The sequence below is a fragment of the Devosia sp. CN2-171 genome (assembly GCF_049354815.1).
GTDB lineage: Bacteria > Pseudomonadota > Alphaproteobacteria > Rhizobiales > Devosiaceae > Devosia_A.
Map to the genome: position 1 here is coordinate 410,803 of NZ_CP186479.1, position 24,429 is coordinate 435,231.

The window sequence follows — 24,429 nt, forward strand, 5'->3', positions numbered from 1 at the left end:
ACTCCTCGGGGTTCCGTGAGGTCGCGTCATCTAACTGACTAAATCCGCGACCCGCAAGAAATCCGGTGGAACCTTGCCGCGAGTTAAAATCGCCGCAAGCTTCCGGTAAGGCGTGGGGTCTGGTATCAGCGGGCCATGAACGAGATCGCGCCCACCCACCAGTTCGAAGCAGATGCCGAGGAGCTTTCCGGCGCGCATCCGCTATTCGCCAATGCGCCGCGGTCGGTGGAGTTCAACAAGCTGCGCAAGCGCCTGATGCGCAATATGCGCGAGGCGATCGAGAGGTTCGGCATGGCGCGAGCCGGCGAGCGCTGGCTGGTGGCCATTTCGGGCGGCAAGGACAGCTACGGCATGCTGGCGCTGCTGCTCGATCTCAAGTGGCGGGGACTGCTGCCGGTTGAGCTTCTCGCCTGCAATCTCGACCAGGGGCAGCCGAACTTTCCCAAGCACATCCTGCCGGAGTGGCTCACCGCCAACGGCATCGAGCATCGCATCGAGTACCGGGACACCTATTCGATCGTCACCGACAAGCTGCCGGTTGGGGCGACCTATTGCTCGCTCTGCTCGCGGCTGCGGCGCGGCAACCTCTATCGCGTCGCGCGGGAGGAGGGGTGTTCGGCGCTGGTGCTGGGCCACCATCGCGAGGACAGCCTCGAGACGTTCTTCATGAACATGTTCCATGGCGGCAAGCTCGCCGCGATGCCGCCGCGGCTGATGAACGACGACGGCAACGTCGAGGTGCTGCGCCCGATGATCTACTGCGCCGAGCCGGACCTCGCGAAGTTCGCCGAGCATATGCAGTTCCCGATCATTCCGTGCGACCTCTGCGGCTCGCAGGAAGGGCTCGAGCGCAACGCCATGAAGGCGATGCTCGACGACATCGAGAAGCGCATGCCGGGCCGCAAGGATGTGATGATCCGGGCGCTGGGCAACGTGAACCCGAGCCACCTGCTCGATCCCAAGCTGTTCGATTTCCTCGGGCTTCAGAAGGCCCAACGCTAGGGCCGGGGCTGGCCACTGGCGATCGCCCCACCAAACAGGCAGTGGGCGCTGCTTCGTCACAAACGACTAAATCTGCAGTGAGCGTGTCGCACCCGTCCGGCTATAGTCCGTCCTGACCCTTGGACGATTCCGGACGATTATGCCCACCTTCGACATCACCCGCCTTGCCAACATCCTCCGAGACGCTGCCGTGGCGGAAGTGCTGCCGCGCTTTCGGCGCCTCGATCCTGCGACGGTTCGGCAGAAATCTGAGGCCATCGACCTCGTGACGGAGGCGGACGAGGCGGCAGAGCGCTGGATCAAGGCCGCCGTGACGGCGGCGTGGCCGGAAGCTCTGTTCGTCGGCGAGGAGTCGGTGGCCGCCGATCCTTCGCTCCTCGACCGGCTCGACGAGGCCGATTTCGCCATCGTGGTCGATCCGGTCGACGGGACCGCCAATTTCGCTGCCGGCCTGCCGCTGTACGCGACCATGGCGTCGGTGGTGTCGAAGGGCGAAACCATTGCCGGAATCATCTACGATCCGATGGGTGACGACTGGGTACTGGCCGAGAAGGGTGGCGGTGCATGGCAGCGGCGGCCCGACGGATCGACCTGGAAACTGCAGGTCGCGACCTCGCCGGGCCTCGGCCAGATGGTCGGGCATGTCTCGATCACCTTCCTGCCGGCCGAGAGCAAGCCGAAGGTGCTGGCCAATCTCGCCAAGGTGCGGGTCGCCGCCAACTATCGTGTCGCGGGACACGACTACCGAACCTTCGCGACCGGCCATTCGCACTTTATCGCCTTCAACAAGTTGATGCCGTGGGACCATCTCGGCGGCACGCTGATCTCTGAGGAGGCCGGCGGCTATGTCGCCCGCTTCGACGGCAGCCCCTACCTGCCGCGCCATCGCGGAGGCGGGTTGATCGTTGCCACCGACAAGGATAGCTGGAATTTGCTGCGCCGAGAGGTGTTTACGGTATAGTCGAGACTTCAACCGTCGAGGGGAGGCGGGGCTTGGATCCGTTGAATTACTGGGCGATCGCCGAGCGCGATATCGAAATCCAGAACCCGATTACCGACCGCAAGCTGCGGCTGCTCAGCGACTATTGCGATATCCGCGATGGGCTCAGCGTACTGGATATCGGCTGCGGCAAGGCCTGGCTGATGCGGCAATGGGCCGAGCAGCACGCGATAGAAGGCGTCGGCATCGACATCAATGCCCGCTTTCTCGAGGTGGCGCGGCGCAAGTCCCCGGCGAAGGGGCGGCTCACGTTCCACAATGCGGCGGTGAAGGGCTTTCCCGTCGCAGTGGAGAGCCATGACGTGGTGCTCTGCCTCGGCGCCTCTTTCGCTCTTGGCGAGCCGCCGGACGCGCTCGAATGGATGGCGCGCGTCACCAAGCCGGGTGGTACGATGGTGCTGGGCGACATGGTGCTGAAGCACCCGCCGGCCGTGCCCAAGGGCGATATCCTGCCTCCCGACACGGTGGGCATGATGGGTGTGGTCGAGCGGCACGGGGCGGAAGTATCGGCAACGATCAGCGCATCCGAGGCGGATTTCGAGCGCTATGCCAGCCACCACCGGCACGCGACGCTCACCTGGGCGCGCGAGAACCCGGACCATCCCGATCATGCCGCGGTGCTCCGGAAGAGCCGCGAGGACTGGATGTACTATCAGCGCACCATCCGGCCCATGCTGGGCTGGACGATCTTCGTGGGGCGCAAGAAGGGCTAGGCGGGCTCAGTGCCCGCCGTCGCCGTGGCTCTCGTGGGCATATTGCGGGCTGACGCCGAACAGCTTGCCTTTCTCGGCGATCAGGATGCAGGTCAGCACCGCTGCGCCCATCGTCGCGTAGCCCAGCGCGTTGGGGACGAGCGTGCCGTCGTAGTGCTGGCCGATGAAGGTGCCGATCAACGCGCCGCCCACCGTCTGGGTAAAGCCGAACACCGACGCAGCGGTGCCGGCGACCGCGCCGAGCGGCTCCATCGACAGCGAGTTCATGTTCGATGCGGCCCAGCCGAACATCCATTGGATGACGACGAACAGGCCGAAGAACAACGGGAACGGGACCGGTCCCATCAGCGCCAGAATGAGCCAGATCACCGCGCCGGCGAAATAGATCAGGACCGCCGTGTGGCTGATGCGGCGCATGCCATAGGTACGCACGACCCGCGAATTCACGAACTGCGCAATGGCGATGGCGCCGGCCATGACGGCGAAGGCCACCGGGAAGTACGGCCCGAGCCCGTAGATCTCGACGAAGATCTGTTGGCTGGCCGAGACGAAGCCGAACATGGCGCCGAACAGGAACGTGCCGGCGAGGCTGTAGAACAGCGCCTGCCGGTTGGTGACGACGATGCGGAAGCCGTCGATGACCGAGCGGACGCTGAGGGGGCGACGAAACTCCGGATGCAAGGTCTCGGGGAGGCGGAAGTAGGCCCAGATGGCGAACACCGCCGCCAGGCCTGTCATGAACAGGAAGATGTACTGCCATGGGCCGGCCAAGAGGATCACCTGGCCGATGCCCGGCGCAAGAATTGGGATGGCCATGAACACCATGAAGGTCAGCGACATGACCTCGGCCATGGCGCGGCCCGAGAACTTGTCGCGGACGACGGCGACGGCGATTACGCGCGTGCCGGCGGCCCCGAGGCCCTGCACAAAGCGCAGCGCCAGCAGCGCGCCGAAATTCGGTGCGAAGGTCGCGGCGAAAGCGCAGACCAGGTAGATCATCAGCCCGACCAGAAGCGGCCCACGTCGGCCGAACCGATCGGTTAGCGGGCCGAAGGCCAGCTGGGCAAAGCCGAAGCCGAACATGTAGACGCCGACGACGAGCTGGCGCTCGTTCTCGTGGCTGACGCCCAGCGCTTCGCCCATATAGGGCAGGGCGGGCAGCATCACGTCGATGGCAAGAGCGTTGAGCGCCATCAGCGCAGCAACAAGTGCAATGAATTCGACCCGGGAGAGCTCCCGCGACGTATGGGCAGAACTGGACATGTAATAGCTCGTGGGGCCGGGGGGGCGGCCAGGGAAGGCCGGCAACATGCCCCCGCTGCCGGCCCTTGGCAATCCGACAAAGGATAATGTTACCGAGAGGCTGGCGCTATTCTGCCGGCTTCAGCTGGAACGAGGGCGCGCTGCGCTCCTTGATCGGCAGGTGGATCGCCGCCGAGGCGAGGCCGAGCAGGATGCCGAGATACCACACTAGGCTGTAGGAACCGGTGTGATCGTAGACGACGCCACCGAGCCACACGCCGAGGAACGAGCCGACCTGGTGGCTGAAGAAGGCCACGCCGTAGAGCATGCCCATGTGGCGCGCGCCGAAGAACAGGGTGACGAGCCCGGCAGTGGGCGGCACGGTCGAGAGCCAGAGCAGGCCCATCGCGCCGGCAAAGATGTAAGCGCTGAGCTCGGTGACCGGCAGGAAGACGAACAGGGCGATGGCTACGGCGCGGGTGAAGTAGATCGTCGCAAGCAGCAGTTGCTTGGGCACGCGTCCGCCGAGATAGCCCGCGAGCAGCGAGCCGACGATGTTGAACAGCCCGATCACCGCGATGGCCCAGCTGCCGGTTTCGGGCGAGAGGCCGCACTGCACCAGGTAGGCCGGCATGTGCACGTTGATGAAGGCGAGATGGAAGCCGCAGACGAAGAAGCCGATGACCAGCAGGCGGTACGAATTGTGGCCCCAGGCCCGCCGGATCGCTTCGCCGAAGGGCATCTCGACCTGGCCGGCGGCGCGCTCGGTGCGGCCGCGCAGCGTGTAGGTTAGCGGGATGATGAGCAGCAGCAGCGCGCCGGCATAGAGCAGGGTGGTCGCCCAGCCAAAACTGGAAATGAAGGCCTGCCCGATTGGCGCGAAGGCGAACTGGCCGAAGGATGAGGCGGCCGTGGCGATGCCGAAGACCAGCGTCCGCTTTTCCTGCGGCACGCTGCGCCCGAAGGCCACCATGACGATGGAGAAAGACGACGTAGCAATGCCGACGCCGGTGATGACACCGGCCGTCAGGTTGAGCAGTGTCCCCGTCGGCGACACCACCATCAGCGCCAGGCCGATGGCATAGATGATGAGGCCGCCGATGATCACCCTGGCGGTGCCGTACTTGTCCGCGAGCCCGCCAGCGAATGGCTGGGCGATGCCCCAGGCGAGGTTCTGGATGGCCATCGCCATGCCCCAGGCCTCGCGGGTCAGCCCGAGATCGGTGGTCATCGGCAGGGTCAGCAGGCCGAAGCTGGTGCGGATGCCGTTAGTCACCGCGGCGACCAGGCAGCCGCCGATGATCAGCGCAAGGAGCGGCACGGCAACGGAGTTGCGTGAGATGGCGATCGAGGACATGGGGAGACTCGAAGAAGGGCGGGGAGACTCGAAGAAGGTGGGACTGTGTAGTTACACCCCACGGGTCGGTTCGCGGAAATGCATTTGCGTGATGGCTGCCATCACCTGATGTGATCGCGGGACCGCATGCCGCAGTTGATTGGCCGCATTGTCCGACTATGTACGATGAGAAACCGGAGCCTTGGCGTGATCCGTCACATCGTCTTCTTCACCGCACCGCCGGAAAACCTAGACGCCGTCGTTGCGGGCCTCGAACTGCTCGGCAAGATCCCGCTTGCGCTGCACTTCGAAGTGGTGCGGAACAGCAAGGTCGACCTGTTCGCCAACGACGTAGATGTCGTCGTCTACGCCGAGTTCCCCGACGAGGCAGCGCTCGCCGCCTACAAGGCGCATCCGATCTATGCCGAGGCTACCAAACGCGTTCGGCCGCTGCGGGAGCTCCGCTACGCGGCCGATTTCGAGGCACAGGAAAAGGTGGCGCTCAGGCGGTCTGCTTGACCGCGATGCCCTTGTCGGCGAGGTGCGTCTGCAGTTCGCCGGCCTGGAACATCTCGGTGACGATATCGGCGCCGCCGATGAATTCGCCCTTGATGTAGAGCTGGGGAATGGTCGGCCAGTTGGTATAGGCCTTGATGCCCTCGCGCAGTTCCTGGTTTTCCAGCACGTTGGCGCTGTTGTAGTCGACGCCGAGATACCCGAGGATCTGGACGATGCGGCCGGAGAAGCCGCACATCGGGAAGTCCGGCGTGCCCTTCATGTAGAGGAACACGTCGTTGTTCTTCACCTGCTCGTCGATCAGCGCGTTGATGTCGCTCATGTGAATGCCTTTCATACCGCCGGGGAGGAGCGCCGGCGCGTCAGAGACGTAAATAGTCCTGACGGGCGGCGCTGTCGAGGGTCAGTCATCGGTATTTGACGATGAAGGTCGGTCGAGGCGGGCTCGGGGTGACTCGGATCAGCCGAGGGGCTTGTGGAGCCGAACGCTGGGCAGGATCAGACCGCCGCGGCTGGTATGAGTCGTGCGCTCAACCTCGCGGTAGCCGTGCCGTTCATAGAAAGCCTGCGATGAGAGCGAGGCGTGGACCTTGGCAAGCACGGTGCCCGCCTCCCGCATGCGGTCTTCGGCCTGACCGAGCAGGGCGCTGCCAATGCCGCGGCCCTGAAAGTCGGGATCGATGTACAGCCCGATCACTTCATCCGGTCCGTGGTCGCAGAAGGCCACGACGACGTTGTCCACTTCGGCGACGTCGAAGTGACCGTCCACTGGCCTCACGTACTGGTCGGCACGGAGCCCGAAGGCCCAGCTTTCGCGCTCATCGAGCGAGTAATAGTCGCCGGAGGTGGCCATGATGGCTCGACGGTGCAGCCGCTGCATCTGCTCACCGTCCCCCGGACGCATAGGCCGGATCGTCCAACTCATGCCAGCCGGCTCGCGATCCACGGGTGGCGGGTGACGTCCTCGAGGTTATCGTACTGCACTGCTTCCCAGCCATAGGCACGGGCGCCCTTCACCACGTCCTCGCTGTCATCGAAGAACAGCGGCGGCTCCGCTTGCGGCCCGATACGATTGCTGACCCAGTCGAAATAGGGCTTGTGCGGCTTGGTGGCGCCGACACGGGCCGAATGGAACATGTCCTCGAAGACGTCGCCGAACTTCAACTGCTGCCACAGCCATTGAGCCCGCATGTGCTCCTGGTTCGTCGCGACGTAGAGCCGGCTGTCGCCGCGCGCCTTCAGCTTGCCGACGACATCGAGCAGCGGCTGGTTAACGTTGCTGTCGTGGCTCAGCCAGTAGCCGGCGAAGGCCATGCTCGGCCCACGATAGCCGAGCCGGGGCAGGGTGCGATCCAGCGCCTCGAGCAGCGACATCTGTCCGACGATCACCTTCTTGACGAAGATGTCGTAGATGAACTCCTTGCGGAAAACATCGGGGTCGATGCCCAGATCGGCCAACAGGTTCTCATCCCACCGGATCTGCTTTTCTGGCTTGGCATGGTAGCCGTGGACGAGCACGCCATCGACATCGAAGAGGACTGCGCGGGTCATGGTCATTTGCCGAGGGCAAATGCTCTAGCCAGGCGATTGTGAACCTCAGTCAGCGCTTCGCTCTCCGAAACGAACCAGCGGCGATCCTGCTCAAGTCCGCGCTCCGAGTAGTACACCACCCAAGTTGATCCTTGCTGATCCAGCACGACTGCCTCGGACGGATGACCCCCGTCCAGCGCACAAGCGTCGGACGGGACGCCAAGTGCTTCGCTCGCGCCAAGAACTCGTCCCTAGTCAATCCGGCGCCTTGGTCTGCAGGGCCAGCGAGTGCAGCACGGTGCCCATATCCGCCCCGAATGCCGCGTTCACCATCTGGTGCTGCTGGACGCGGCTCTTGCCGCGGAACTGCTCGGAAATCACCGTGGCGGCGTAGTGGTCGCCGTCGCCGGCGAGGTCGCGGATTTCGACCTTGGCGTCGGGAAGCGCCTTGAGGATGCGTTTTTCGATTTCGTTAGCGGCCATGCCCATGACGGGTCTCCCGGGTGAGTCAGTCTCATTGATATGGCACGCGGGCGGGGGCGCTTCAACGGAAGCGGGCGCCGGTTTCCCGGCGCCCGCGGCAGTTTCGGCCTAATTAGGCAGCCTGGCGCTTGGGCAGCTTCCAGTTGGGCCGCACCCAGTGGCAGGTGTAGCCGTTGGGGATGCGCTGCAGGTAGTCCTGGTGCTCGGGCTCAGCCTGCCAGAACGGGCCGACCGGCTGCAGCTCGGTTACCACCTTGCCGGGCCACAGGCCGGAGGCGTCGACATCCTTGATGGTGTCCTCGGCCACGGCCTTCTGCTCGGCGTTCTCGTAAAAGATCGCGGAACGATAGGCGCGGCCGACATCGTTGCCCTGCCGGTTCCTGGTCGACGGATCGTGGATCTGGAAGAAGAACTCCAGGATGTCACGATAGCTGATGCGGGTCGGATCGAAGACGATCTCGACCGCCTCGGCATGGTCGCCATGGTCGCGATAGGTGGCGTTGGCCTTGTGGTCGTCGCCCGAGTAACCGACGCGGGTGGAGATAATCCCGTCCTTGTGGCGCAGCAGTTCCTGCGCGCCCCAGAAACACCCGCCAGCGAGAACCGCACGCTCGGTATTGGTCGTCATGTTGAGCTCTCCAATTTGGGATACGCCCTATATACGCATGCCCGGCGCGGAATGTTACATCGGGTCACGGATTTGGGAGTGGTCTGCTGTGAACGAGGTAGTAGTCGCCGAGGAGTTCGACGATGCGATCCAGGAGCCTGTACTGAGGGCGATGACCGGGGGACCCGAACTAATTGCGATGTTCGGCTTCGTGCCATGGTTCCACGACGACGAGATCGAACGACTGGACTTGGTGAGTCCGGGCAGGAGCAGGTTGGTGCTCAAGGCAACGACCCGTAACTCGCATGTCGAATGGAGTTCGTGCCGGGTGATCTTCGAGATCGAGGAAATCGTCGAGCTGGGGCTTCAGCACTTCCACAAGCAGAATGCGTTATTCGCGCTGAGGCTGCGTCCCGCTGGCGAGATGGCCGGGCTGGAGCGCTACGGCGCCGAGCCGTCTCCGGACGATATCGAGATCGTCCTTGAGCCGGCCGTGGGCATGGAGGGCGTGATCCGCTGTCGCGGTGTTTCAGTCGCTTTCCATGAGATGCGCTCTAGGTGCGCAAAGCTCCGCTCGGCAGACTGGCCCTAGTCGATGACTTCACCCGCCATGAACTCCGGGAACCAGCCTTCGTGCGCCTTGCGCAGTTCGGCCAGTGGAACCGGACGCGCTTCGCCCAGCTTCAGCGCGGTGCCGCCGGTTGTCCCGATCCACGGCGCGAACACGCCGGCGTAGGGATAGACCTCGGCGTAGAACTTCTCGAGGTTTTCGCGGGTCATGGTGACGAGGTAGCGGCCCTGGTCTTCGCCGAAGAACAGCGGGATCGGGTCGCCGCCGTCGAGCTGGTTCACCGTGGCGCCGATGCCGGAGGCGAGCGCCATTTCCGCTAGGCCGATGGCGAGGCCGCCATCCGAGAGATCGTGCACGGCCGTGGCGACGCCGTCGCGGATCAGGATGCGGACGAGGTCGCCGACTTTGCGCTCGTGGCCAAGATCGACTGGCGGGGGCGTGCCGTCCTTGCGGGCGAAAAGCTCACGCAGGTAGATCGACTGGCCCAGATGCGTGCCCCACCAGTCCGGAGCGCCGAACAGCAGGATGGCTTGATCCTCGCCGGCAAAGCCGGTGCGGGCCATCTTGCTCCAGTCGGGGATCAGGCCGACGCCTCCGATGGTGGGGGTCGGCAGGATGCCGCGGCCGTTGGTCTCGTTGTAGAGCGAGACGTTGCCCGAGACGATCGGGAAGCCCAGCGCGCGGCAGGCGTCGCCGATGCCCTTCACGGCATGAACCAGCTGGCCCATGATCTCGGGGCGTTCGGGATTGCCGAAGTTCAGATTATCGGTTGCAGCCAGTGGATCGGCACCGGTAGCCGTGAGGTTACGCCAGCACTCTGCCACGGCCTGCTTGCCGCCTTCGTAGGCGTCGGCCTCGCAATAGCGCGGTGTGACGTCGGAGGTGAAGGCGAGCGCCTTGGTGGGATGGCCCTCGACGCGGATGACGCCGGCATCGCCGCCCGGGCGCTGCAGCGAGTTGCCCTGGATCAGGGTGTCGTATTGCTCATAGACCCAGCGACGCGATGAGAGCGCGGGCGAGTTGAGCAGGCGGAGCAGGGCATCGGCCACGTCCATCTGCGGGATGTCGTCGGCGGCGAGCGGCTGCTGCAGCACGGGCGCGGTCCACGGCCGGTCGTATTCGGGTGCTTCGTCGCCGAGGTCCTTGATCGGAAGGTTCGCGACTTCCTCACCCTTCCAGATGACGCGGAAGCGGAGGTCGTCGGTGGTGTAGCCGACGGTGGCGAAATCGAGCTCCCACTTCTCGAAGACGGCGCGGGCTTCCGGTTCCTTCTCGGGATGTAGCACCATGAGCATGCGCTCCTGGCTTTCGCTGAGCATCATCTCGTAGGGCGTCATCGCTTCTTCGCGGACCGGTACGTTGTCGAGGTTCAGCTCGATGCCGAGGTCGCCCTTGGCGCCCATCTCGACGGCCGAGCAGGTGAGGCCGGCCGCGCCCATGTCCTGGATGGCGATCACCGCGCCCGTCGCCATCAGCTCGAGGCACGCCTCGAGCAGGCGCTTTTCGGTGAAGGGGTCGCCAACCTGCACGGTCGGGCGTTTCTCCTCGATGTCGTCGCCGAACTCGGCCGACGCCATGGTGGCGCCACCGACGCCGTCACGGCCGGTCTTGGCCCCGAGGTAGACGACGGGCAGACCGACGCCCTCGGCCTTGGAGTAGAAGATCTTGTCGGTGTCGGCGAGGCCGGCCGCGAAGGCGTTGACGAGGATGTTGCCGTTGTAGCGCTCATCGAACTCGACCTCGCCGCCCACCGTGGGGACGCCGAAGGAGTTGCCGTAGCCGCCGACACCGGCTACGACGCCGGCGACGAGGTGCTTGGTTTTTTCGTGCTTGGGGTCGCCGAAGCGCAGCGCGTTCATCGCTGCCACCGGGCGGGCACCCATGGTGAAGACGTCGCGGAGGATGCCGCCCACGCCTGTCGCCGCACCTTGATAGGGCTCGATGTAGCTGGGGTGGTTGTGCGATTCCATCTTGAAGACGATCGCCTGGTCGTCGCCGATATCGACGACGCCGGCGTTCTCGCCCGGGCCCTGGATCACCAGCTGGCCAGTGGTCGGGAGCGTCCGCAGCCACTTCTTCGAGCTCTTGTACGAGCAGTGCTCGTTCCACATCGCCGAGAAGATGCCGAGCTCGGTGTAGGTCGGAGCCCGGCCGATCAACTGCAGGATCTTCTGGTACTCGTCGAGCTTCAGTCCGTGGTCGGCAACGAGCTCGGGGGTGATGGTGACGTGGTTGTTGAAGGTCATGCGATTCCGGCCTTGATCCGCGTGCTGCCGCTATAGCGGAACAGCGCGTGGGATGACACCGAAAATGGGCTAGATTTCCCCGCCCACCAGCATGGCGAGGCTGGAATTGTAGTATTGCGGGTTGCCGGTCACTTCGTCGCCCAGCCAGCTCGGCAGCTCGAGCGGTGCGGTCGGGCTTTCGAGCTCGACTTCGGCGATCACGAGGCCGCGGTGGCGGCCGAGAAATTCGTCCACCACCCAGTCGCCGCCGGGAAGATCGAGCAGGTGGCGGGTCTTTTCGATCTGCGCGCCCCGGCTCAAGCCAAGCATCTGCCGTGCATCGCTGATCGGCACCTCGTACTCGAACTCGGCGCGGGCCAGGGCCGACCCACCGCTCTTGATGGTAATGAAGCCATGCCTGTCGTTGACGCTGCGGACGCGCACGGTAACGCCCGACCCGCCAGTGCTGAGATAGCCCTGCCGCAGAGTTTGGCTTTCGCGGACCAGTGCCCTCCAGCCGTCGGAGGCGAGGAGGAATTTTCGCTCGATCTCGATCGCCATCTACTCGGCCGCCTCACGCGCCGTCCAGCCTGACAGATAAGCGTCGAACCGCGACTTGAGGGCCTTGGGACGTTCGGCGAAGACCTGCTGCCCAAGGCTCGCGATGCGCGCTTCGAGCTCGGCCTGACGTCCTGCTATCGCGGCGCGTGTGGCGCCCACATCGACGTCGTCGCCGACCTCGGCCGGCGATGTGTCGAGCACGTGCCCAAGCACCGCCAGGTCGTGGTGCAGGCCGAGCGCTTCGGCCAGTTCTCCCGCCGACTTGTGCGCCGACGGCAGGATGTCGACGGCGCATTCTTCGAGCAGGCCGAGCTGGTTCCAGTGGTATTTGGCGTATTTGCGCCACTCGTGGAACGCCTCATCCGTCCGGTGGCGTTCGGCGAAGCGTCGCGTCCAGCGGGCCCGCTGGTAGGTCTGCTTGAGGCCGCTGGTCAGTGTGCCGAGTCCGATGTCGTCGACTTTCCAGGTGGTGCTGCGGGCATAGAGCTCGCGCATGTGGCCGGCGAACTCGCGCAGCGCTGCCTCTTCGGTTGCCGGATCGACCGCCTCGGGCGGGATCGTGGTCACCGGGCGTCCGGCCCAGGCCATCAAATCTTCGAACGTCTGGCGGGCGACGCGTGTATCGCGCGACTGCGACAGGCCTTTGGCGGCGTCGCGGACGAAGGCATTCTCGCGCTTGTAGGCGCCGAAATCGGTGCGGACCAGGCGGAAGAGTGCCCTCAGCTTCTTGCAGCGGCGCCGGGTTTCGTGCACCCGCCGCTCGGGCGAATCCTGCACACTCTCCGCCTCGGTGATGGCCTTGCCGATCTGCTCACGGGCGATCCGCAAGAAGCCCACACCGATATCGCCATCGGTACGCGACCACTGAAAACTCATAACGCTCCTGCCGGACGCCATACCCGTTGGAGAACTCTACGGGCGGCTCAGTGTCATAAACAAGTCATACCGCCCGCAGGGCACGCCGGCCGAGCCAGCGATCGACTCCGATAACGATGACGTAGAGCAGCACGAATCCCGCGAGGATGACGGCGCCGTTGACGATGACCTGGGGATAGCCGAGCCGATTGGCGGCGAGGAAGGGGTAGGGGTACTCGTTGACCACCGCCCCGCGCGTCATAGCCCAGATCACGTAGAGCAGCGGATAGACCAGCATCTTGGGCAGGTCCCCCCACACAAGGGCGCCGTGCCGCTGGAACAGCAGCCACCATAGGGCATACATGACCGGGTCGACATAGTGCAGCGTCCGGTCGGCGATGACGAACCAGATGTTGATGTCGGCGAGGCCGAACAGCAGGAAATGCACGACGATCATCACGAGCACGATGGCTGCGGCCATCATGCCGCGCACCCATGGCGTGCGCCACCACTCGAGCCAGCGCCAGGCAACGAGATCGGACAGGTAGATCAGCGCCACCATGATGTTGCTGAGGATGGTGAAGAAGCTGAAATAGTAGACCAGCGCGCCGACGAGGCTGTCGCCATTGCCCAGGCGGTGTTCGACGGTGAGGACGATCTGCAGCACCAGGGCAGCGGCCGTGATGGCAAATCCGGCCTGGGTCGCGGCCCGCTTCCAGTTCATGCCGGCTCGCTCCTCTGCGAAAGCCACCCGTCGGCGGCGACGATGATGGCCGAAAACACCGATACCGCGATGATCAGCACGCCGACGCCGATCGCCACGGCGCCGTAGCCGAACTTGCCAGCATCCAGGATGTCGTAGGGATACTCGTTCACCACCGCGCCGCGTGCCAGGGCCCAGGCGACGTAGCCGATGCCGGGCAGCAGCATCAGCGGGATGGAACTCCAGCGCAGCGTGCCGTGCGGCGCGAACAGCGCCCACCAGGCGAGGTAGATCAGCGGCGCGACGTAGTGGAGGAGGTAGGTCGCGACCAGCAGGGCACCCTCCATCTTCAGGGTCGGGGCCAGCATGAAGTGATAGTAGAGCATCACCAGCGTGATGAACGCTGCCGCCGAAGCCATGATGACCGGCCGGCGGAACCAGCCGATCCCGCTCCAGCGGGTCAGCACGGCGGCGTAGGTCACCAGCAGCCACAGGTTGGTGAGGTGGGTGAAGAACGTCCAGAAGTAGATGAACGCGTCGGGAAACGAGCGCGCCACCGAATTGGTGGCGCTCACCGACATCACAGAGGGAAAGATCGACCAGCCGTCGAGGGCCAGTCCGACTAGGCCGGCGGCAATGCCGGTGAAAGCGAGGAGGTTCCGCAATGCATTATCTCGACTGGCGAGTGGCAATGCGCCCAAGCTAGCTGGTCGCGCCGAACGCGGCCATGCCCCCTTCGATCAAGTCTTGTCGCCGGCTACTTGAGGAGCCACCAGTCGGCGCTCAGCGAGTCCGGCTGGATGGCGCTCGCCTGCAGCTTGCCTTCGGCGACGTTGATGTAGAGTTCAGGATTGCCGACGTTGCGGAAGCGCACATAGAAGCCCTTGCCGATCGGCTCCATCGTCCATTGCGCCGACGCCGACTCAGGTGGCACGGCGCCCGAGTTCAGCGCCCCCCCTTCGACGTTGAGGTACTGGTCCTGTAGCCAGACGCTGCGGATGCGTACCCGGTCGCCCTCGATCGGGTCGATGGTCCACATGGAACTGACCCAGCCGAGCTGGATTACGCTGTTCTGCAGCTTGCCGCCTTCGTTATTGAGGAAGGTGCTGGCGATCCAGCGGCTGCCGATACGAACCGGCGGCGCGTTCGTGGTGACGACCTTCACGCCACCAGCGTCGGCCGCAGGCTGCTCCTGGGCGAACGCGGCCGAGGAAAGCCCCAAGGCCATCGCCAGCGCCAGGGCAAGCCCGAGCATAATGTGCCAGACGTTGCCGGATTTTGCCGTTCGCATGCGCATTCGTCCCTCCGCCCGGATTCGGCCCAGGCCTATGATGCTATGCTGCCAGGAGCCCGGCGAACAGTGCCCGCCCGTCAGTGCCCCCATGCGCGGATTCGATCAGGTTTTCGGGGTGCGGCATCAGGCCCAGTACATTCTTTTGCGTATTGAACACGCCGGCAATGTCGTTGATCGAGCCGTTCGGGTTGGTGCCATCGGCGTAGCGGAACGCCACCTGGCCGTTGCCCTCCAGCGCCTTCAGCGTCTCGGCGTCGGCGAAATAGTTGCCGTCGTGGTGGGCGACCGGACAGCTGATCACCTGGCCGGCGGCGTAGCCGCGGGTGAAGGCAGTGTCGGCGTTGGCGACCGACAGGCGGACTTCGCGGCAGACGAATTTCAGCGAGGCGTTGCGCATCAGCACGCCGGGCACCAGCCCGGCCTCGCTCAGAATCTGGAAGCCGTTGCAGACGCCCATCACCTTGACGCCGGCCGCGGCGCGTTCGCGGATCGTCTGCATCACAGGCGAGCGCGCCGCGATGGCGCCGACACGAAGGTAGTCGCCGTAAGAGAAGCCGCCCGGGATGACGATCAGGTCGACCTTGGGGATGTCGGCATCCTTGTGCCATACGATCGCGGGCGCCTCGCCGCCGATCTTGGTCAGCGCAGCGATCATGTCGCGATCGCGGTTGAGACCGGGGAACACGACAACGGCGGCTTTCATCGGCAGCTCCAAATCCTTCCCGAAAAGTCTGCTACTTTTCGGGGGTCATGCTGGGGGTTGCCGATCCTTTGATGAGTCTTGGTGGCAAAAGCAAGGGCCGCGGCATCCGGCGCCTGTGAGTTACTCTGCCGGGACAGCCACCGGGCGCTTGGCGTAGCCGATACTTCCCGGCGTACCCGGGATGTGGGCCCAGGCCGGCCGCTCGAACAGGAACCTGCCATAGCCGGTCTTTTCGATCAGCCAGTAGAGGATCAGCGGCGAGACGAGGGCGATGGCCATCACCGCGATGCTCACGACGCTGACATCGTCGGTGACGCCGCTCTTGAGGATCAGCATGCGGCTTGCGGCCATGGGGATCGAGAAGCTCAGGTAGACCACGATCGAGTGCTCGCCCAGCCAGCGCAGCCAATCCATGTGCGGCAGCTTGATGAGCAGCGCGGCGGTCAGGCACACCAGGAGCGAACCGGCGAAGCCGAGCGCGAGGTGGACGAAGGGCAGGGCGGCATAGCCCATGGTGATGCTGCGCGGATGCATTTCCGAGCCGCCGGCGAAGACGAGGACGCCTTCGAGCACGGCGTAGGCGATGAGGCAGACGACGGCGAGGCCGGTCCGGCCACGCGCGACCTCGGCGATCCGAAACACCGTCGGCGCGAAGGCGTAGCCGGCGTAGAAGTAGACGAAATACATGGCGAAGTGATCGACCAGCGCGATGTCGGTTTTCACCTCCAGCACCTGCAGGGCGACGCCGACCGCCAGCGCCAGCCAATGAGGCACCCGCGCGGCGAACAGCAGCTTGGTGACCAACGAGTAGACCGCCAGCATGTAGATGAACCACAGCACGCCATAGGGCTCGATGACCGCCCGTGCGACTTGGGCGAGCGCTTCGCCGAAGTCGCCGGTGCCCAGCCCCACTTTGAAGGCGATCTGCAGCACGGCCCACAGCAGGTAAAAATAGAGATAGTGGACGACGCGGCGATCGGCATAGTGCGCCCATGGACGGGCAATCACCTGGCCGAGGAACAGCCCGGAGATGAGGAAGAACTCCGGCATGCGGAAGGGCGTAGCCCAGCCGATGATGTAGTGGAGGACGCCGGTGCCGTTCAGGTCCTCGCCGACCCCGTAGGCCGAGTGCATCATCACCACGAGGATGATGGACAGCCCCTTGGCGGCATCGACCCAGGAGAGGCGTTCTGTGGAGGTGGCAGCAGGCATGGCAAAAAGTCCCGTTGGGGCGTCTCTACTTAGCTCCGGGCAGCCGCTCGCGATCATTAATGGTGAAAACAGGCTTAACCGGCTTGGTAAATGCTGTTTCGTTCCGATGCAGCTCGGGCGATGCACCGCACGAATCTTCTGCTATTAGCGTCCGCGCGTCGGCGATGGCCGGCGCATAGTGGCGGAGTTGGTCAGGTGACACGTATCGTCGGCATCGTGCTGGTGCAGAACGAAGAGAACTTCGTCGTCTGGGCGATCAGCAATGTGCTCGAGTTCTGCGACGAGATCATCGTGCTCGAGAACAACTCGACGGATGCGACCTGGCGGCGGATCCAGGGGCTCGCGCAGAAGCACCCCAAGATAAGCGCGCACCGTGTCGCTCGCGCCGACCGTACCAACGAGTATGTCGCGCCCTATGTGTCAAAGGATGTGTGGATGTTCGGCGTCGACGGCGACGAGATCTACGACCCGGCGGGACTGGCGCGTCTCCGGGGGAGAATCCTGAGCGGCGAGTTCCGCGATGCGCGCGAACTGCATGGGCACTCGGTCCATGCCCGGACCATCGATCTCGAACGGCAAACCGCCACGGGGTTCGTAACCCCGGCGGCCAAGCCGGCAACCAAGCTATACAACCTTTCGACGATGGAGGCGTGGCACGGCAGTACCCAGCGGCTCCATGGCAAGCCTGACTACAAACCGGGTTGGGACACTCGGAAGGCTATCCGCCTGCTCCAACCCGACTTGTGGGAGCAAGGCGACCTGCGGATGCTGCACCTGTGCTTTTTCCCACGTTCTCCGATCAACCCGGAGGTCGCCGTGCGGCAGAACATCACCGACCGGAGCTTCCGCAATGTCTGGCGGCGTCCCGTCTTTTCAGTGTTGGCATGGCTGGGGCTCAGCCGCGGGCGCCTTGGCGCCTATGTACGGCGCGTTGCGGGTATCCGCAAGCCGCAGCAATACGCGATTGGTGAACTGGAGCAGCGTTCAATCGCAGGGTTTGGACGTCCCGCCGACTTCAATTTGCCCGGCGCCGACGCCGTCGAGGCTCAGGTGACCGCGATCTCGGCGCGGCGCCTCGCCGACCCGAACGAACTGGTCAGAACGGCAGCGACGTATGTGTCGCGAGCAACATCCCGACGGACAGGAAAAACAGGGCGGACAGCGAAAAGGTCTTGATCATCTTGGGCAAGGCGCCTTGGCGCCGGGGGTGTTCGAGTACGGAAAGGCTCGCGCGGCTTGGTCCGCGCCGTTCGCGGGTTCCAATGCACCCCGATGGCTGAATGGAGTCTGAACCGGCACGGTTAATCCGGTCAGTGATGCCAGAGCTGCGGCGGATTCGTGGCCGAACTAGCGCCGGTGCCGTGCGACTTTCGACGCAGCACCGAGCGTGGCTCAGGTGCCACCGCTTGAATGTGCAAGTGTCCGGAGACTCAGACCGGGACCGAAGCGTAGGCCGCGAAGAGCAACCCGAGCGCGAGGAAGAAGGCGATCGACAGCGAGAATGTCTTGAGCATCGGACTGGTCTTTACTGGTACTGGCTCAGTTACGCGAGCGGCCTGTACCTTAGTCGGTGAATCTTAAGGCGTGATTTCGATCGTGTAGTTTTCGATGACCGTGTTGGCGAGCAGCTTCTCGCACATCGCGCGCACGTTGGCCTCGGCCTGTGACAAATCGGAGTCACCGAGGTCGAGGTCGAACACCTTGCCCTGCCGGACCGCGCCGACGCCGCCAAAGCCAAGGCTCTTGAGCGAGCCCTGGATGGCCTGACCCTGAGGGTCGAGGACGCCGGATTTGAGCGTGACGGTGACGCGGGCCTTCATCGATAAATTCCCGAGAAAAAGCGGGGCCCGCGGCCCCGCGGAACCGCTATTGCACGAGTCGCGGGCCGGTGGTCAACGCGTTGTCGGTTTCCACCAGAATCCCGAGGCGCTGGGCCACTTCGCGGTAAGCATCGACGAGGCCGCCGAGGTTCTCGCGGAAGCGATCCTTGTCGAGCTTGTTGCGGGTCTTGATGTCCCACAGCCGGCAATTGTCCGGGCTGATCTCGTCGGCCAGCACGATGCGCATCAGGTCGCCATCATAGAGGCGGCCGCACTCGATCTTGAAGTCGACGAGCTGGATGCCGACGCCCATGAACAGGCCTGTGAGGAAGTCGTTGACGCGGATGGCGAGCGCCATGATGTCGTCGAGCTCCTGGGGCGTGGCCCAGCCAAAGGCGGTAATGTGCTCTTCCGACACCATCGGGTCGTTGAGCGCGTCGTCCTTGTAGTAGAACTCGATGATCGAGCGCGGCAGCTGCGTGCCGGGCTCGAGGCCGAGGCGCTTGGTCAGTGAGCCGGCAGCGACGTTGCGGACCACCACCTCGAGCGGGATGATCTCGACTTCCTTGATCAGCTGCTCGCGCATGTTGAGCCGGCGGATGAAGTGAGTCGGGATGCCGAGGCCGTTGAGCTTCGAGAAGATGTACTCGGAGATCCGGTTGTTCAGCACGCCCTTGCCGTCGATGATCTCGTGCTTGGCGCCGTTGCCGGCGGTCGCGTCGTCCTTGAAATACTGGATCAGCGTGCCCGGCTCCGGGCCCTCGTAGAGGGTCTTGGCCTTGCCGTCATAGATCTTGCGGCGACGGTTCATATGAGCCCAGCCTATCGCATGTGTGGGGAAGTTGGGGCCTAATGCGCCAGAACGGTCGCAAAAAGCAAGTTCTTTCGCCGGTCATCGGCCCGTGCCGAGGCATCTCCACCGCATCCTTTCGGCGCTCTGTCCGTTGCCTATGCTGACCAAATGCCGCGACGGCAGCCGTTGATTTGGGCCGCCCGGCAGCTTATGTCCAACCCAATCGAGGGCGCCCGGCAAGCGGGCCGAAGAGCGGAGAGCATCATGTCGGGTTTCAGCGATCGCGAAAAAGGCCAGGAAGCCAAGTTTGCCCTGGATTCGGAACTTCGTTTCAGGGCCGAGGCGCGCCGCAACAAGCTGCTCGGCCTGTGGGCCGCAGAGCACATGGGCCTTAGCGAAGAGCATGCCAAGCAGTATGCCGCCGAGGTCGTGGCCTCCGATTTCGAGGAAGCCGGTGACGAGGACGTGTTCCGCAAGATTTCGGGCGACCTTAAAGCCAAGGGCGCCTCGGTCTCCGACGACATGATTCGCCAGAAGATGGCCGAGCTGGTCGGCGTCGCCCGCGAGCAGGTGCTCAGCGAGGGCTGATCCCAGCCAAAACTGTGAGTTAAGGACCGTGAGAGCGGCGGCGTGCCGCTCTCACGGTCTTTTGTTATTCCGCGGCCGCGGCCTGCACGCCCGAGGCCTGCAGGGCCTGGTCGAGGTCGGCGAGGATATCGTCGATGTGCTCGATGCCGATGGCGAGGCGGACGTAACCCGGCGTCACGCCGGCCGACAGCTGTTCGGCAGGCGAGAGCTGCGAGTGAGTGGTCGTCGCCGGATGGATCGCGAGCGACCGGGCGTCACCGATATTGGCGGCGTGATAGACCAGTTGCAGCGCATCGATGAAGCGCGCGCCGGCCTCGCGTCCGTTGGCGAGCTCGAAGCCAATCAATGCGCCATAGCCGCGCGTCAGGTACTTGTCGGCGGTCTTGCGCAAATCACCGGTCTGCAGGCCCGGATAGTTCACCGAGACCACTTCCGGCCGCTTCTGCAGCCAGGCGGCAACCTTGGCGCCATTCTCGAAATGCCGGTCGACGCGTAGCGCCAGAGTCTCGACACCCTGGATGGTAAGGAAGGCGTTGAACGGCGAAAGCGCCGCGCCATGCGTGCGGAGCAGGGTGGTGCGGGCTTTGAGGATGTAGGCGATCGGACCGAGCGGCTTGGCCGCTTCGACCCAGACCGCACCATGGTAGGCCTGATCCGGCGTGTTCAGCAGCGGCTGGCGCTCGGGCTTCGCGGCCCAATCGAAATTGCCACCGTCGACGATCAGGCCGCCAATCGAGTTGCCGTGGCCGCCGAGATACTTGGTCGACGAGTACACCACCACGGCTGCTCCGTGCTCGAACGGCCGTGCCGACAGCGGAGCTGCGGTGTTGTCGACGATCAGCGGGATGCCGAATTCACGCCCGATCGAAGCGATCTCGCCGATCTTGAGCACGGCCAGCTTCGGGTTGGGCAGCGTCTCGGCATAGTAGGCCCGCGTCTTGGCGTCGGTGGCACGGCGGAAGTTCTCGGGATCGGCCGGGTCGACGAAGCGGACCTCGATGCCGGCTTCGCGCAGCGTGTTCTTGAACAGGTTGTAGGTGCCGCCGTAGAGATCGGTCGAAGCGACAATATTGTCGCCGGCCACCGCCAGGTTCTGCACCGAGTAGGCGGTCGCCGCCTGTCCGGAGGCTACGGCGAGCGCCGCGACACCGCCTTCGAGGGCGGCCACGCGCTTTTCCAGCACATCGGTCGTGGGGTTGCCGAGGCGGGTATAGATATTGCCGAGCCGCTTCAGCGCAAACAGATCGGCCGCGTGCTCGCTATTTTCGAACTCGTATGAAGTGGTCTGATAAATCGGAACTGCCACCGCCCCAGTAGCGGGATCGGATCGCCAGCCGGCGTGCAGGCCCTGAGTTTCGGGATTCTTGCTGTTTACTGACATCTCTGCCTCTTGTTACCCCTCGCAACGCCGCCATCGTAGGCGCGTAACTGTGTCGAGGGCGAGGCTTCTGCTGCCAAAGTTGTGGAGCTGGCGCGGAAGAGTTTTCGGCGCCGGCTGCAGTTCGTGGAACGATAAGTCTCAGATGCGCTGCATCAGCCGGGTGAACATCAGCAGTCCTTCGGGCCACGGACCATGCCCCGAGGCGACGTTGATGTGGCCGGCCTCGCCGGCGAAATGCAGCTCCGAGCCCCAGGCGGCTGCCATCTGGGCGGCGCGCTCGAGCGAGACCAGTTCGTCGTTGTTGGAGACCACCAGCAGCGAGGGGAAGGGCAGGGGATCGAGCGGCACGTTGGCGAAGCTTTGTGCCTCGCGGGGGACGGCCTTGCCCTCATGATCGGGTGGCGAGACGAGGAACGCGCCCTTCACCTTGCCCTCGGGGAAGCGCGGCGCGGCATGCACCAGCGCCGATACCGCGAGCGAGTGGGCGATGATCACCACCGGCTTTTCGGCCAGCTCGGCGGCCTCGACGATCGTCGCCGTCCAGTCGCGGATGTCCGGGTTATCCCACTCGTCCTGCTCGACGATCTTGCCAGTCGAGAACCGCTCGCCCCAGCGCCGCTGCCAGTGGCCGGCCCCGGAATTGCCCAGCCCGGGCAGAATGAGGATGTCTGCGTCCGCTATTCTCATACGCCGCGTGTCCGCTTCATGAAGTAGGCGTGGCCATAGGGGTGCAGGTCGACGGACGGGCCGTGCCGGTCATAAAAGCCGACGGCTTCCGGAACAGAAAGCAGCGCCATGCCGACGTCGTCGCCGAGCAACTCCTTGCAGGCTTCGAGCAAGCCCTTGCCGATGCCGCGCCCCTGGAAGTCGCTGTGTACGGCAAGATCACCGCAATAGGCGACCCAGGCGAAATCGGTAAGGCAGCGGGCTAGGCCGATGCAGCGGCCGTTGAGCCGGGCGCTCACGATCAAGTCGGCGCCGGCGATCATTTCGGCGACGCGGTCGCGATCGTTGATCGGCCGGGTTGGCCCGAGCGCGCTGTTGCCGACGACCTCGATGTAGTCGTCGATGGGCAGGGCGGCTTCGCGAGCGTAGACAACAGCCATCACACCTCCGGCCCGAAGACGCGCTCGAACAGGGCGTCGACATGCTTCAGATGGTAGAAATCGTCGAACATGGCGTCGATGTCGCTGGCCGAGAGTTTGGCGGAGACCTCGGGGTCGGCCTTCAGCAGTTGCGCGAACAGCCCGGCGCGGTCGCCCCGGTGCTGCCAGACCTGCATGGCGTTGCGCTGAACGGCTGCGTAGGAATCCTCGCGACTCATGCCGGCCTGGGTCAGCGCCAGCAGCACGCGCTGCGAATTGTGCAGCCCGCCCAGCAGATCGAGGTTGCGCTTCATGTTCTCGGGATAGACCAGCAGGTCGTCGATCAGCCCGACGAGGCGGTTCAGCGCGAAATCGAGGGTGATCGTGCCATCCGGCCCGATCATGCGTTCGACCGAAGAATGCGAGATATCGCGCTCGTGCCAGAGGGCTACGTTCTCGAGGGCGGGAGTCACCATGCCGCGCACGATGCGGGCGAGGCCGGTGAGGTTCTCGCTCAACACCGGGTTGCGCTTGTGCGGCATGGCCGACGAGCCCTTCTGGCCGGGCGAGAAGAACTCCTCGGCCTCCAGCACTTCGGTGCGCTGCAGGTGGCGGATCTCGGTGGCGATGCGCTCGATCGACGAGGCGATAACGCCGAGCGTGGCGAAGAACATCGCGTGCCGGTCGCGCGGGATCACCTGGGTCGAGATCGGCTCGACGGTGAGGCCCATCTGCTCTGCGACGTAGGCTTCGACGCGCGGATCTATATTGGCGAAGGTGCCGATAGCGCCTGAGATGGCGGCCGTGGCGATCTCGGCCCGCGCGGCGACGAGGCGGGCCCGGTTGCGGGCGAACTCGGCATAGGCCTCGGCGAGCTTGATGCCGAAGGTGGTCGGCTCGGCATGGATGCCGTGGCTGCGGCCGATGGTGATAGTGTACTTGTGCTCCTTGGCCCGCTTCTTGATCGCCGTGAGCAGCCGGTCGATATCGCCGAGCAGGATGTCCGACGCCCGCGCCAGTTGCACGGCGAGGCAGGTGTCGAGCACGTCGGACGAGGTCATGCCCTGGTGCAAGAACCGCGCCTCGGGGCCGACGATCTCGGAGACGTGGGTCAGGAAGGCGATGACGTCATGCTTGGTGGTGCGCTCGATCTCGTCGATGCGCTCGACATCGAAGGTCGCATCCTTGCCCTTCAACCAGATCGTGTCCGCCGCTTCCTGCGGCACGACGCCGAGTTCGGCGAGCTTGGTCGTCGCGTGTGCCTCGATTTCGAACCAGATCTTGAAACGGGTCTCGGGAGACCAGATGGCGACCATTTCGGGGCGGGAATAGCGCGGGATCATAGGCTTATGGCTCGTTGTTCGCGTAACAGGTACTTTACGCGGTGACTGTCGTGGCAGCGTTGCGGATGGCCGCGATGCGGCCGGCATAGGTGGTCGGGTCGTTGCCGGCGAAAACCGAAGTGCCAGCGACATAGAGATCGACGCCGGCCTCAGCCAGAGCCCTGGAGTTCTCGACAGAGACGCCGCCATCAACCTCGAGATCGATCGGCCGGTTGCCGATCAGGGCGCGGACCTGGCGGATCTTGTTGAGGCTCTCCGGGATGAACTTCTGCCCGCCGAAGCCGGGGTTCACGCTCATCACCAGCACCAGGTCGACATCGCCGATCACATGCTCGATGGCCGAGACCGGTGTCGCCGGATTGATGGCCACCCCGGCGCGCTTGCCCTCGGCGCGGATCGCCTGCAGCGAGCGGTGCAGATGCGGGCCGGCCTCGGCGTGCACGGTGATCGAATCTGCACCGGCCTTGGCGAAGGCGTGGAGGTACGGGTCGGCCGGGGCGATCATCAGGTGCACGTCGATGATCTTCTTGGTCAGCGGCCGGATGGCCGAGACGATCAGCGGCCCGATGGTGATATTGGGGACGAAGTGGCCGTCCATCACGTCGACATGGATGTAGTCAGCACCGCCCGAATCGATGGCGCGAATCTCGTCGCCCAGCCGGGTGAAATCGGCCGAGAGGATGGACGGAGCGATGCGGATCGGGCGGGGCATGGGCAGGCGCCTCTGCGGTTGTTCAGTGGCTGATACCCCGCCCCAACCCCGATGTCATCCCTGCGAAAGCAGGGAGCCGGGTTTCCACCGGCTATGGCGTCGGCCAGTACGCCCTTCACAACCCGGCGAGCGCCACCCCGCCGCATTGCCTTCC

The 24,429-nt window shown here is 64.6% G+C and carries 29 protein-coding genes; 7 read left to right on the forward strand and 22 right to left on the reverse strand.

Translation table 11 applies throughout. The features are described 5' to 3' along the window. Positions 1 to 135: 135 nt before the first annotated feature. The 3 genes from ttcA (at position 136) to ACOYW5_RS02040 (ending at position 2,715) form a co-directional block, all read left to right on the forward strand. A complete protein-coding gene (gene ttcA, locus ACOYW5_RS02030) occupies positions 136 to 1,002 on the forward strand; it encodes a tRNA 2-thiocytidine(32) synthetase TtcA (protein ID WP_423067607.1) in 867 nt (288 codons plus the stop codon). Positions 1,003 to 1,138: 136 nt separating this feature from the next. After that, positions 1,139 to 1,963 carry an inositol monophosphatase family protein gene (locus ACOYW5_RS02035; protein ID WP_423069387.1) on the forward strand — a complete coding sequence of 275 codons (825 nt, stop codon included), beginning with the start codon at positions 1,139 to 1,141 and terminating at the stop codon, positions 1,961 to 1,963. A 32-nt stretch (positions 1,964 to 1,995) separates the two neighbouring features. Next, positions 1,996 to 2,715, forward strand: coding sequence for a methyltransferase domain-containing protein (locus ACOYW5_RS02040; protein WP_423067608.1), 720 nt, complete (start codon positions 1,996 to 1,998; stop codon positions 2,713 to 2,715). A gap of 6 nt (positions 2,716 to 2,721) precedes the next feature. Here ACOYW5_RS02040 and ACOYW5_RS02045 read toward each other — a convergent pair whose 3' ends face one another. After that, the gene (locus tag ACOYW5_RS02045; protein WP_423067609.1) at positions 2,722 to 3,978 is read right to left on the reverse strand and encodes a multidrug effflux MFS transporter; all 1,257 of its coding nucleotides are present in this window, start codon (positions 3,976 to 3,978) and stop codon (positions 2,722 to 2,724) included. A 106-nt stretch (positions 3,979 to 4,084) separates the two neighbouring features. Beyond that, the gene (locus ACOYW5_RS02050; RefSeq protein WP_423067610.1) at positions 4,085 to 5,314 is read right to left on the reverse strand and encodes an MFS transporter; all 1,230 of its coding nucleotides are present in this window, start codon (positions 5,312 to 5,314) and stop codon (positions 4,085 to 4,087) included. 186 nt (positions 5,315 to 5,500) lie between these two features. Here ACOYW5_RS02050 and ACOYW5_RS02055 point away from each other — a divergent pair, with 186 nt between their 5' ends. Continuing rightward, a complete protein-coding gene (locus tag ACOYW5_RS02055; RefSeq protein ID WP_423067611.1) occupies positions 5,501 to 5,812 on the forward strand; it encodes a Dabb family protein in 312 nt (103 codons plus the stop codon). On the opposite strand, the gene grxD is transcribed toward ACOYW5_RS02055, so the two are convergent. From grxD to msrA, 5 genes are all read right to left on the reverse strand, one after another. Further along, positions 5,796 to 6,131, reverse strand: a complete 336-nt coding sequence (grxD, locus tag ACOYW5_RS02060) for a Grx4 family monothiol glutaredoxin (protein WP_423067612.1) — start codon at positions 6,129 to 6,131, stop codon at positions 5,796 to 5,798. The genes ACOYW5_RS02055 and grxD overlap by 17 nt on opposite strands. Positions 6,132 to 6,269: 138 nt before the next feature. Next, a complete protein-coding gene (locus ACOYW5_RS02065; RefSeq protein WP_423067613.1) occupies positions 6,270 to 6,689 on the reverse strand; it encodes a GNAT family N-acetyltransferase in 420 nt (139 codons plus the stop codon). Positions 6,690 to 6,730: 41 nt separating this feature from the next. Continuing rightward, positions 6,731 to 7,360, reverse strand: a complete 630-nt coding sequence (locus ACOYW5_RS02070; RefSeq protein WP_423067614.1) for an HAD-IA family hydrolase — start codon at positions 7,358 to 7,360, stop codon at positions 6,731 to 6,733. 234 nt (positions 7,361 to 7,594) lie between these two features. Next, entirely contained in the window at positions 7,595 to 7,828 is a 234-nt protein-coding gene (locus ACOYW5_RS02075) for a BolA/IbaG family iron-sulfur metabolism protein (protein ID WP_423067615.1), read from the reverse strand. Positions 7,829 to 7,934: 106 nt separating this feature from the next. Further along, positions 7,935 to 8,450: a peptide-methionine (S)-S-oxide reductase MsrA gene (msrA, locus tag ACOYW5_RS02080; protein WP_423067616.1), complete on the reverse strand. Its 516-nt coding sequence runs from the start codon at positions 8,448 to 8,450 to the stop codon at positions 7,935 to 7,937. Between the two features lie 88 nt (positions 8,451 to 8,538). On the opposite strand from msrA, the gene ACOYW5_RS02085 reads away from it, so the two are divergent. Beyond that, positions 8,539 to 9,021: a hypothetical protein gene (locus tag ACOYW5_RS02085; protein WP_423067617.1), complete on the forward strand. Its 483-nt coding sequence runs from the start codon at positions 8,539 to 8,541 to the stop codon at positions 9,019 to 9,021. Here the strand turns inward: ACOYW5_RS02085 and purL are convergent. From purL to ACOYW5_RS02125, 8 genes are all read right to left on the reverse strand, one after another. Beyond that, positions 9,018 to 11,246: a phosphoribosylformylglycinamidine synthase subunit PurL gene (gene purL / locus ACOYW5_RS02090; RefSeq protein WP_423067618.1), complete on the reverse strand. Its 2,229-nt coding sequence runs from the start codon at positions 11,244 to 11,246 to the stop codon at positions 9,018 to 9,020. The two genes, ACOYW5_RS02085 and purL, sit on opposite strands and share 4 nt — an antisense overlap. A 69-nt stretch (positions 11,247 to 11,315) precedes the next feature. After that, the gene (locus ACOYW5_RS02095; RefSeq protein ID WP_423067619.1) at positions 11,316 to 11,786 is read right to left on the reverse strand and encodes a CYTH domain-containing protein; all 471 of its coding nucleotides are present in this window, start codon (positions 11,784 to 11,786) and stop codon (positions 11,316 to 11,318) included. Next, positions 11,787 to 12,662, reverse strand: a complete 876-nt coding sequence (locus ACOYW5_RS02100; protein ID WP_423067620.1) for a CHAD domain-containing protein — start codon at positions 12,660 to 12,662, stop codon at positions 11,787 to 11,789. 64 nt (positions 12,663 to 12,726) lie between these two features. Further along, complete coding sequence (locus tag ACOYW5_RS02105) at positions 12,727 to 13,365, reverse strand: Pr6Pr family membrane protein (protein WP_423067621.1); 639 nt, start codon at positions 13,363 to 13,365, stop codon at positions 12,727 to 12,729. Further along, entirely contained in the window at positions 13,362 to 14,009 is a 648-nt protein-coding gene (locus ACOYW5_RS02110; protein WP_423067622.1) for a Pr6Pr family membrane protein, read from the reverse strand. Before ACOYW5_RS02110 ends, ACOYW5_RS02105 begins: the two co-directional genes overlap by 4 nt. A 92-nt stretch (positions 14,010 to 14,101) precedes the next feature. Beyond that, the gene (locus ACOYW5_RS02115; protein ID WP_423067623.1) at positions 14,102 to 14,641 is read right to left on the reverse strand and encodes an RICIN domain-containing protein; all 540 of its coding nucleotides are present in this window, start codon (positions 14,639 to 14,641) and stop codon (positions 14,102 to 14,104) included. Positions 14,642 to 14,678: 37 nt separating this feature from the next. After that, positions 14,679 to 15,341, reverse strand: coding sequence for a phosphoribosylformylglycinamidine synthase subunit PurQ (purQ, locus tag ACOYW5_RS02120; RefSeq protein WP_423067624.1), 663 nt, complete (start codon positions 15,339 to 15,341; stop codon positions 14,679 to 14,681). 120 nt (positions 15,342 to 15,461) lie between these two features. Further along, complete coding sequence (locus ACOYW5_RS02125) at positions 15,462 to 16,553, reverse strand: acyltransferase family protein (RefSeq protein WP_423067625.1); 1,092 nt, start codon at positions 16,551 to 16,553, stop codon at positions 15,462 to 15,464. A 195-nt stretch (positions 16,554 to 16,748) separates the two neighbouring features. Between ACOYW5_RS02125 and ACOYW5_RS02130 the strand changes: the two genes are divergently transcribed. Then, positions 16,749 to 17,729: a hypothetical protein gene (locus tag ACOYW5_RS02130; protein ID WP_423067626.1), complete on the forward strand. Its 981-nt coding sequence runs from the start codon at positions 16,749 to 16,751 to the stop codon at positions 17,727 to 17,729. Positions 17,730 to 18,130: 401 nt separating this feature from the next. Here the strand turns inward: ACOYW5_RS02130 and purS are convergent, their stop codons facing one another. Both purS and purC read right to left on the reverse strand, forming a co-directional pair. After that, positions 18,131 to 18,373, reverse strand: coding sequence for a phosphoribosylformylglycinamidine synthase subunit PurS (gene purS / locus ACOYW5_RS02135; RefSeq protein WP_423067627.1), 243 nt, complete (start codon positions 18,371 to 18,373; stop codon positions 18,131 to 18,133). Between the two features lie 46 nt (positions 18,374 to 18,419). Beyond that, positions 18,420 to 19,184 carry a phosphoribosylaminoimidazolesuccinocarboxamide synthase gene (gene purC, locus ACOYW5_RS02140; RefSeq protein WP_423067628.1) on the reverse strand — a complete coding sequence of 255 codons (765 nt, stop codon included), beginning with the start codon at positions 19,182 to 19,184 and terminating at the stop codon, positions 18,420 to 18,422. A 243-nt stretch (positions 19,185 to 19,427) separates the two neighbouring features. On the opposite strand from purC, the gene ACOYW5_RS02145 reads away from it, so the two are divergent. Next, positions 19,428 to 19,754 carry a DUF1476 domain-containing protein gene (locus ACOYW5_RS02145; protein ID WP_423069388.1) on the forward strand — a complete coding sequence of 109 codons (327 nt, stop codon included), beginning with the start codon at positions 19,428 to 19,430 and terminating at the stop codon, positions 19,752 to 19,754. 64 nt (positions 19,755 to 19,818) lie between these two features. Here the strand turns inward: ACOYW5_RS02145 and ACOYW5_RS02150 are convergent, their stop codons facing one another. The 5 genes from ACOYW5_RS02150 to rpe all read right to left on the reverse strand — a co-directional run bounded on the left by ACOYW5_RS02150 (position 19,819) and on the right by rpe (position 24,275). Beyond that, on the reverse strand, positions 19,819 to 21,135 hold the full coding sequence (locus ACOYW5_RS02150) for an O-acetylhomoserine aminocarboxypropyltransferase/cysteine synthase family protein (RefSeq protein WP_423067629.1): 1,317 nt from the start codon (positions 21,133 to 21,135) through the stop codon (positions 19,819 to 19,821). 138 nt (positions 21,136 to 21,273) lie between these two features. Then, the gene (locus tag ACOYW5_RS02155; protein WP_423067630.1) at positions 21,274 to 21,822 is read right to left on the reverse strand and encodes an RBBP9/YdeN family alpha/beta hydrolase; all 549 of its coding nucleotides are present in this window, start codon (positions 21,820 to 21,822) and stop codon (positions 21,274 to 21,276) included. Continuing rightward, positions 21,819 to 22,241, reverse strand: a complete 423-nt coding sequence (locus tag ACOYW5_RS02160) for a GNAT family N-acetyltransferase (protein WP_423067631.1) — start codon at positions 22,239 to 22,241, stop codon at positions 21,819 to 21,821. The genes ACOYW5_RS02155 and ACOYW5_RS02160 overlap by 4 nt, the downstream gene beginning before the upstream one ends. Further along, entirely contained in the window at positions 22,241 to 23,563 is a 1,323-nt protein-coding gene (gene purB, locus ACOYW5_RS02165; RefSeq protein ID WP_423067632.1) for an adenylosuccinate lyase, read from the reverse strand. Before purB ends, ACOYW5_RS02160 begins: the two co-directional genes overlap by 1 nt. 34 nt (positions 23,564 to 23,597) lie before the next feature. Continuing rightward, positions 23,598 to 24,275 carry a ribulose-phosphate 3-epimerase gene (rpe, locus tag ACOYW5_RS02170; protein ID WP_423067633.1) on the reverse strand — a complete coding sequence of 226 codons (678 nt, stop codon included), beginning with the start codon at positions 24,273 to 24,275 and terminating at the stop codon, positions 23,598 to 23,600. Positions 24,276 to 24,429 lie beyond the last annotated feature (154 nt).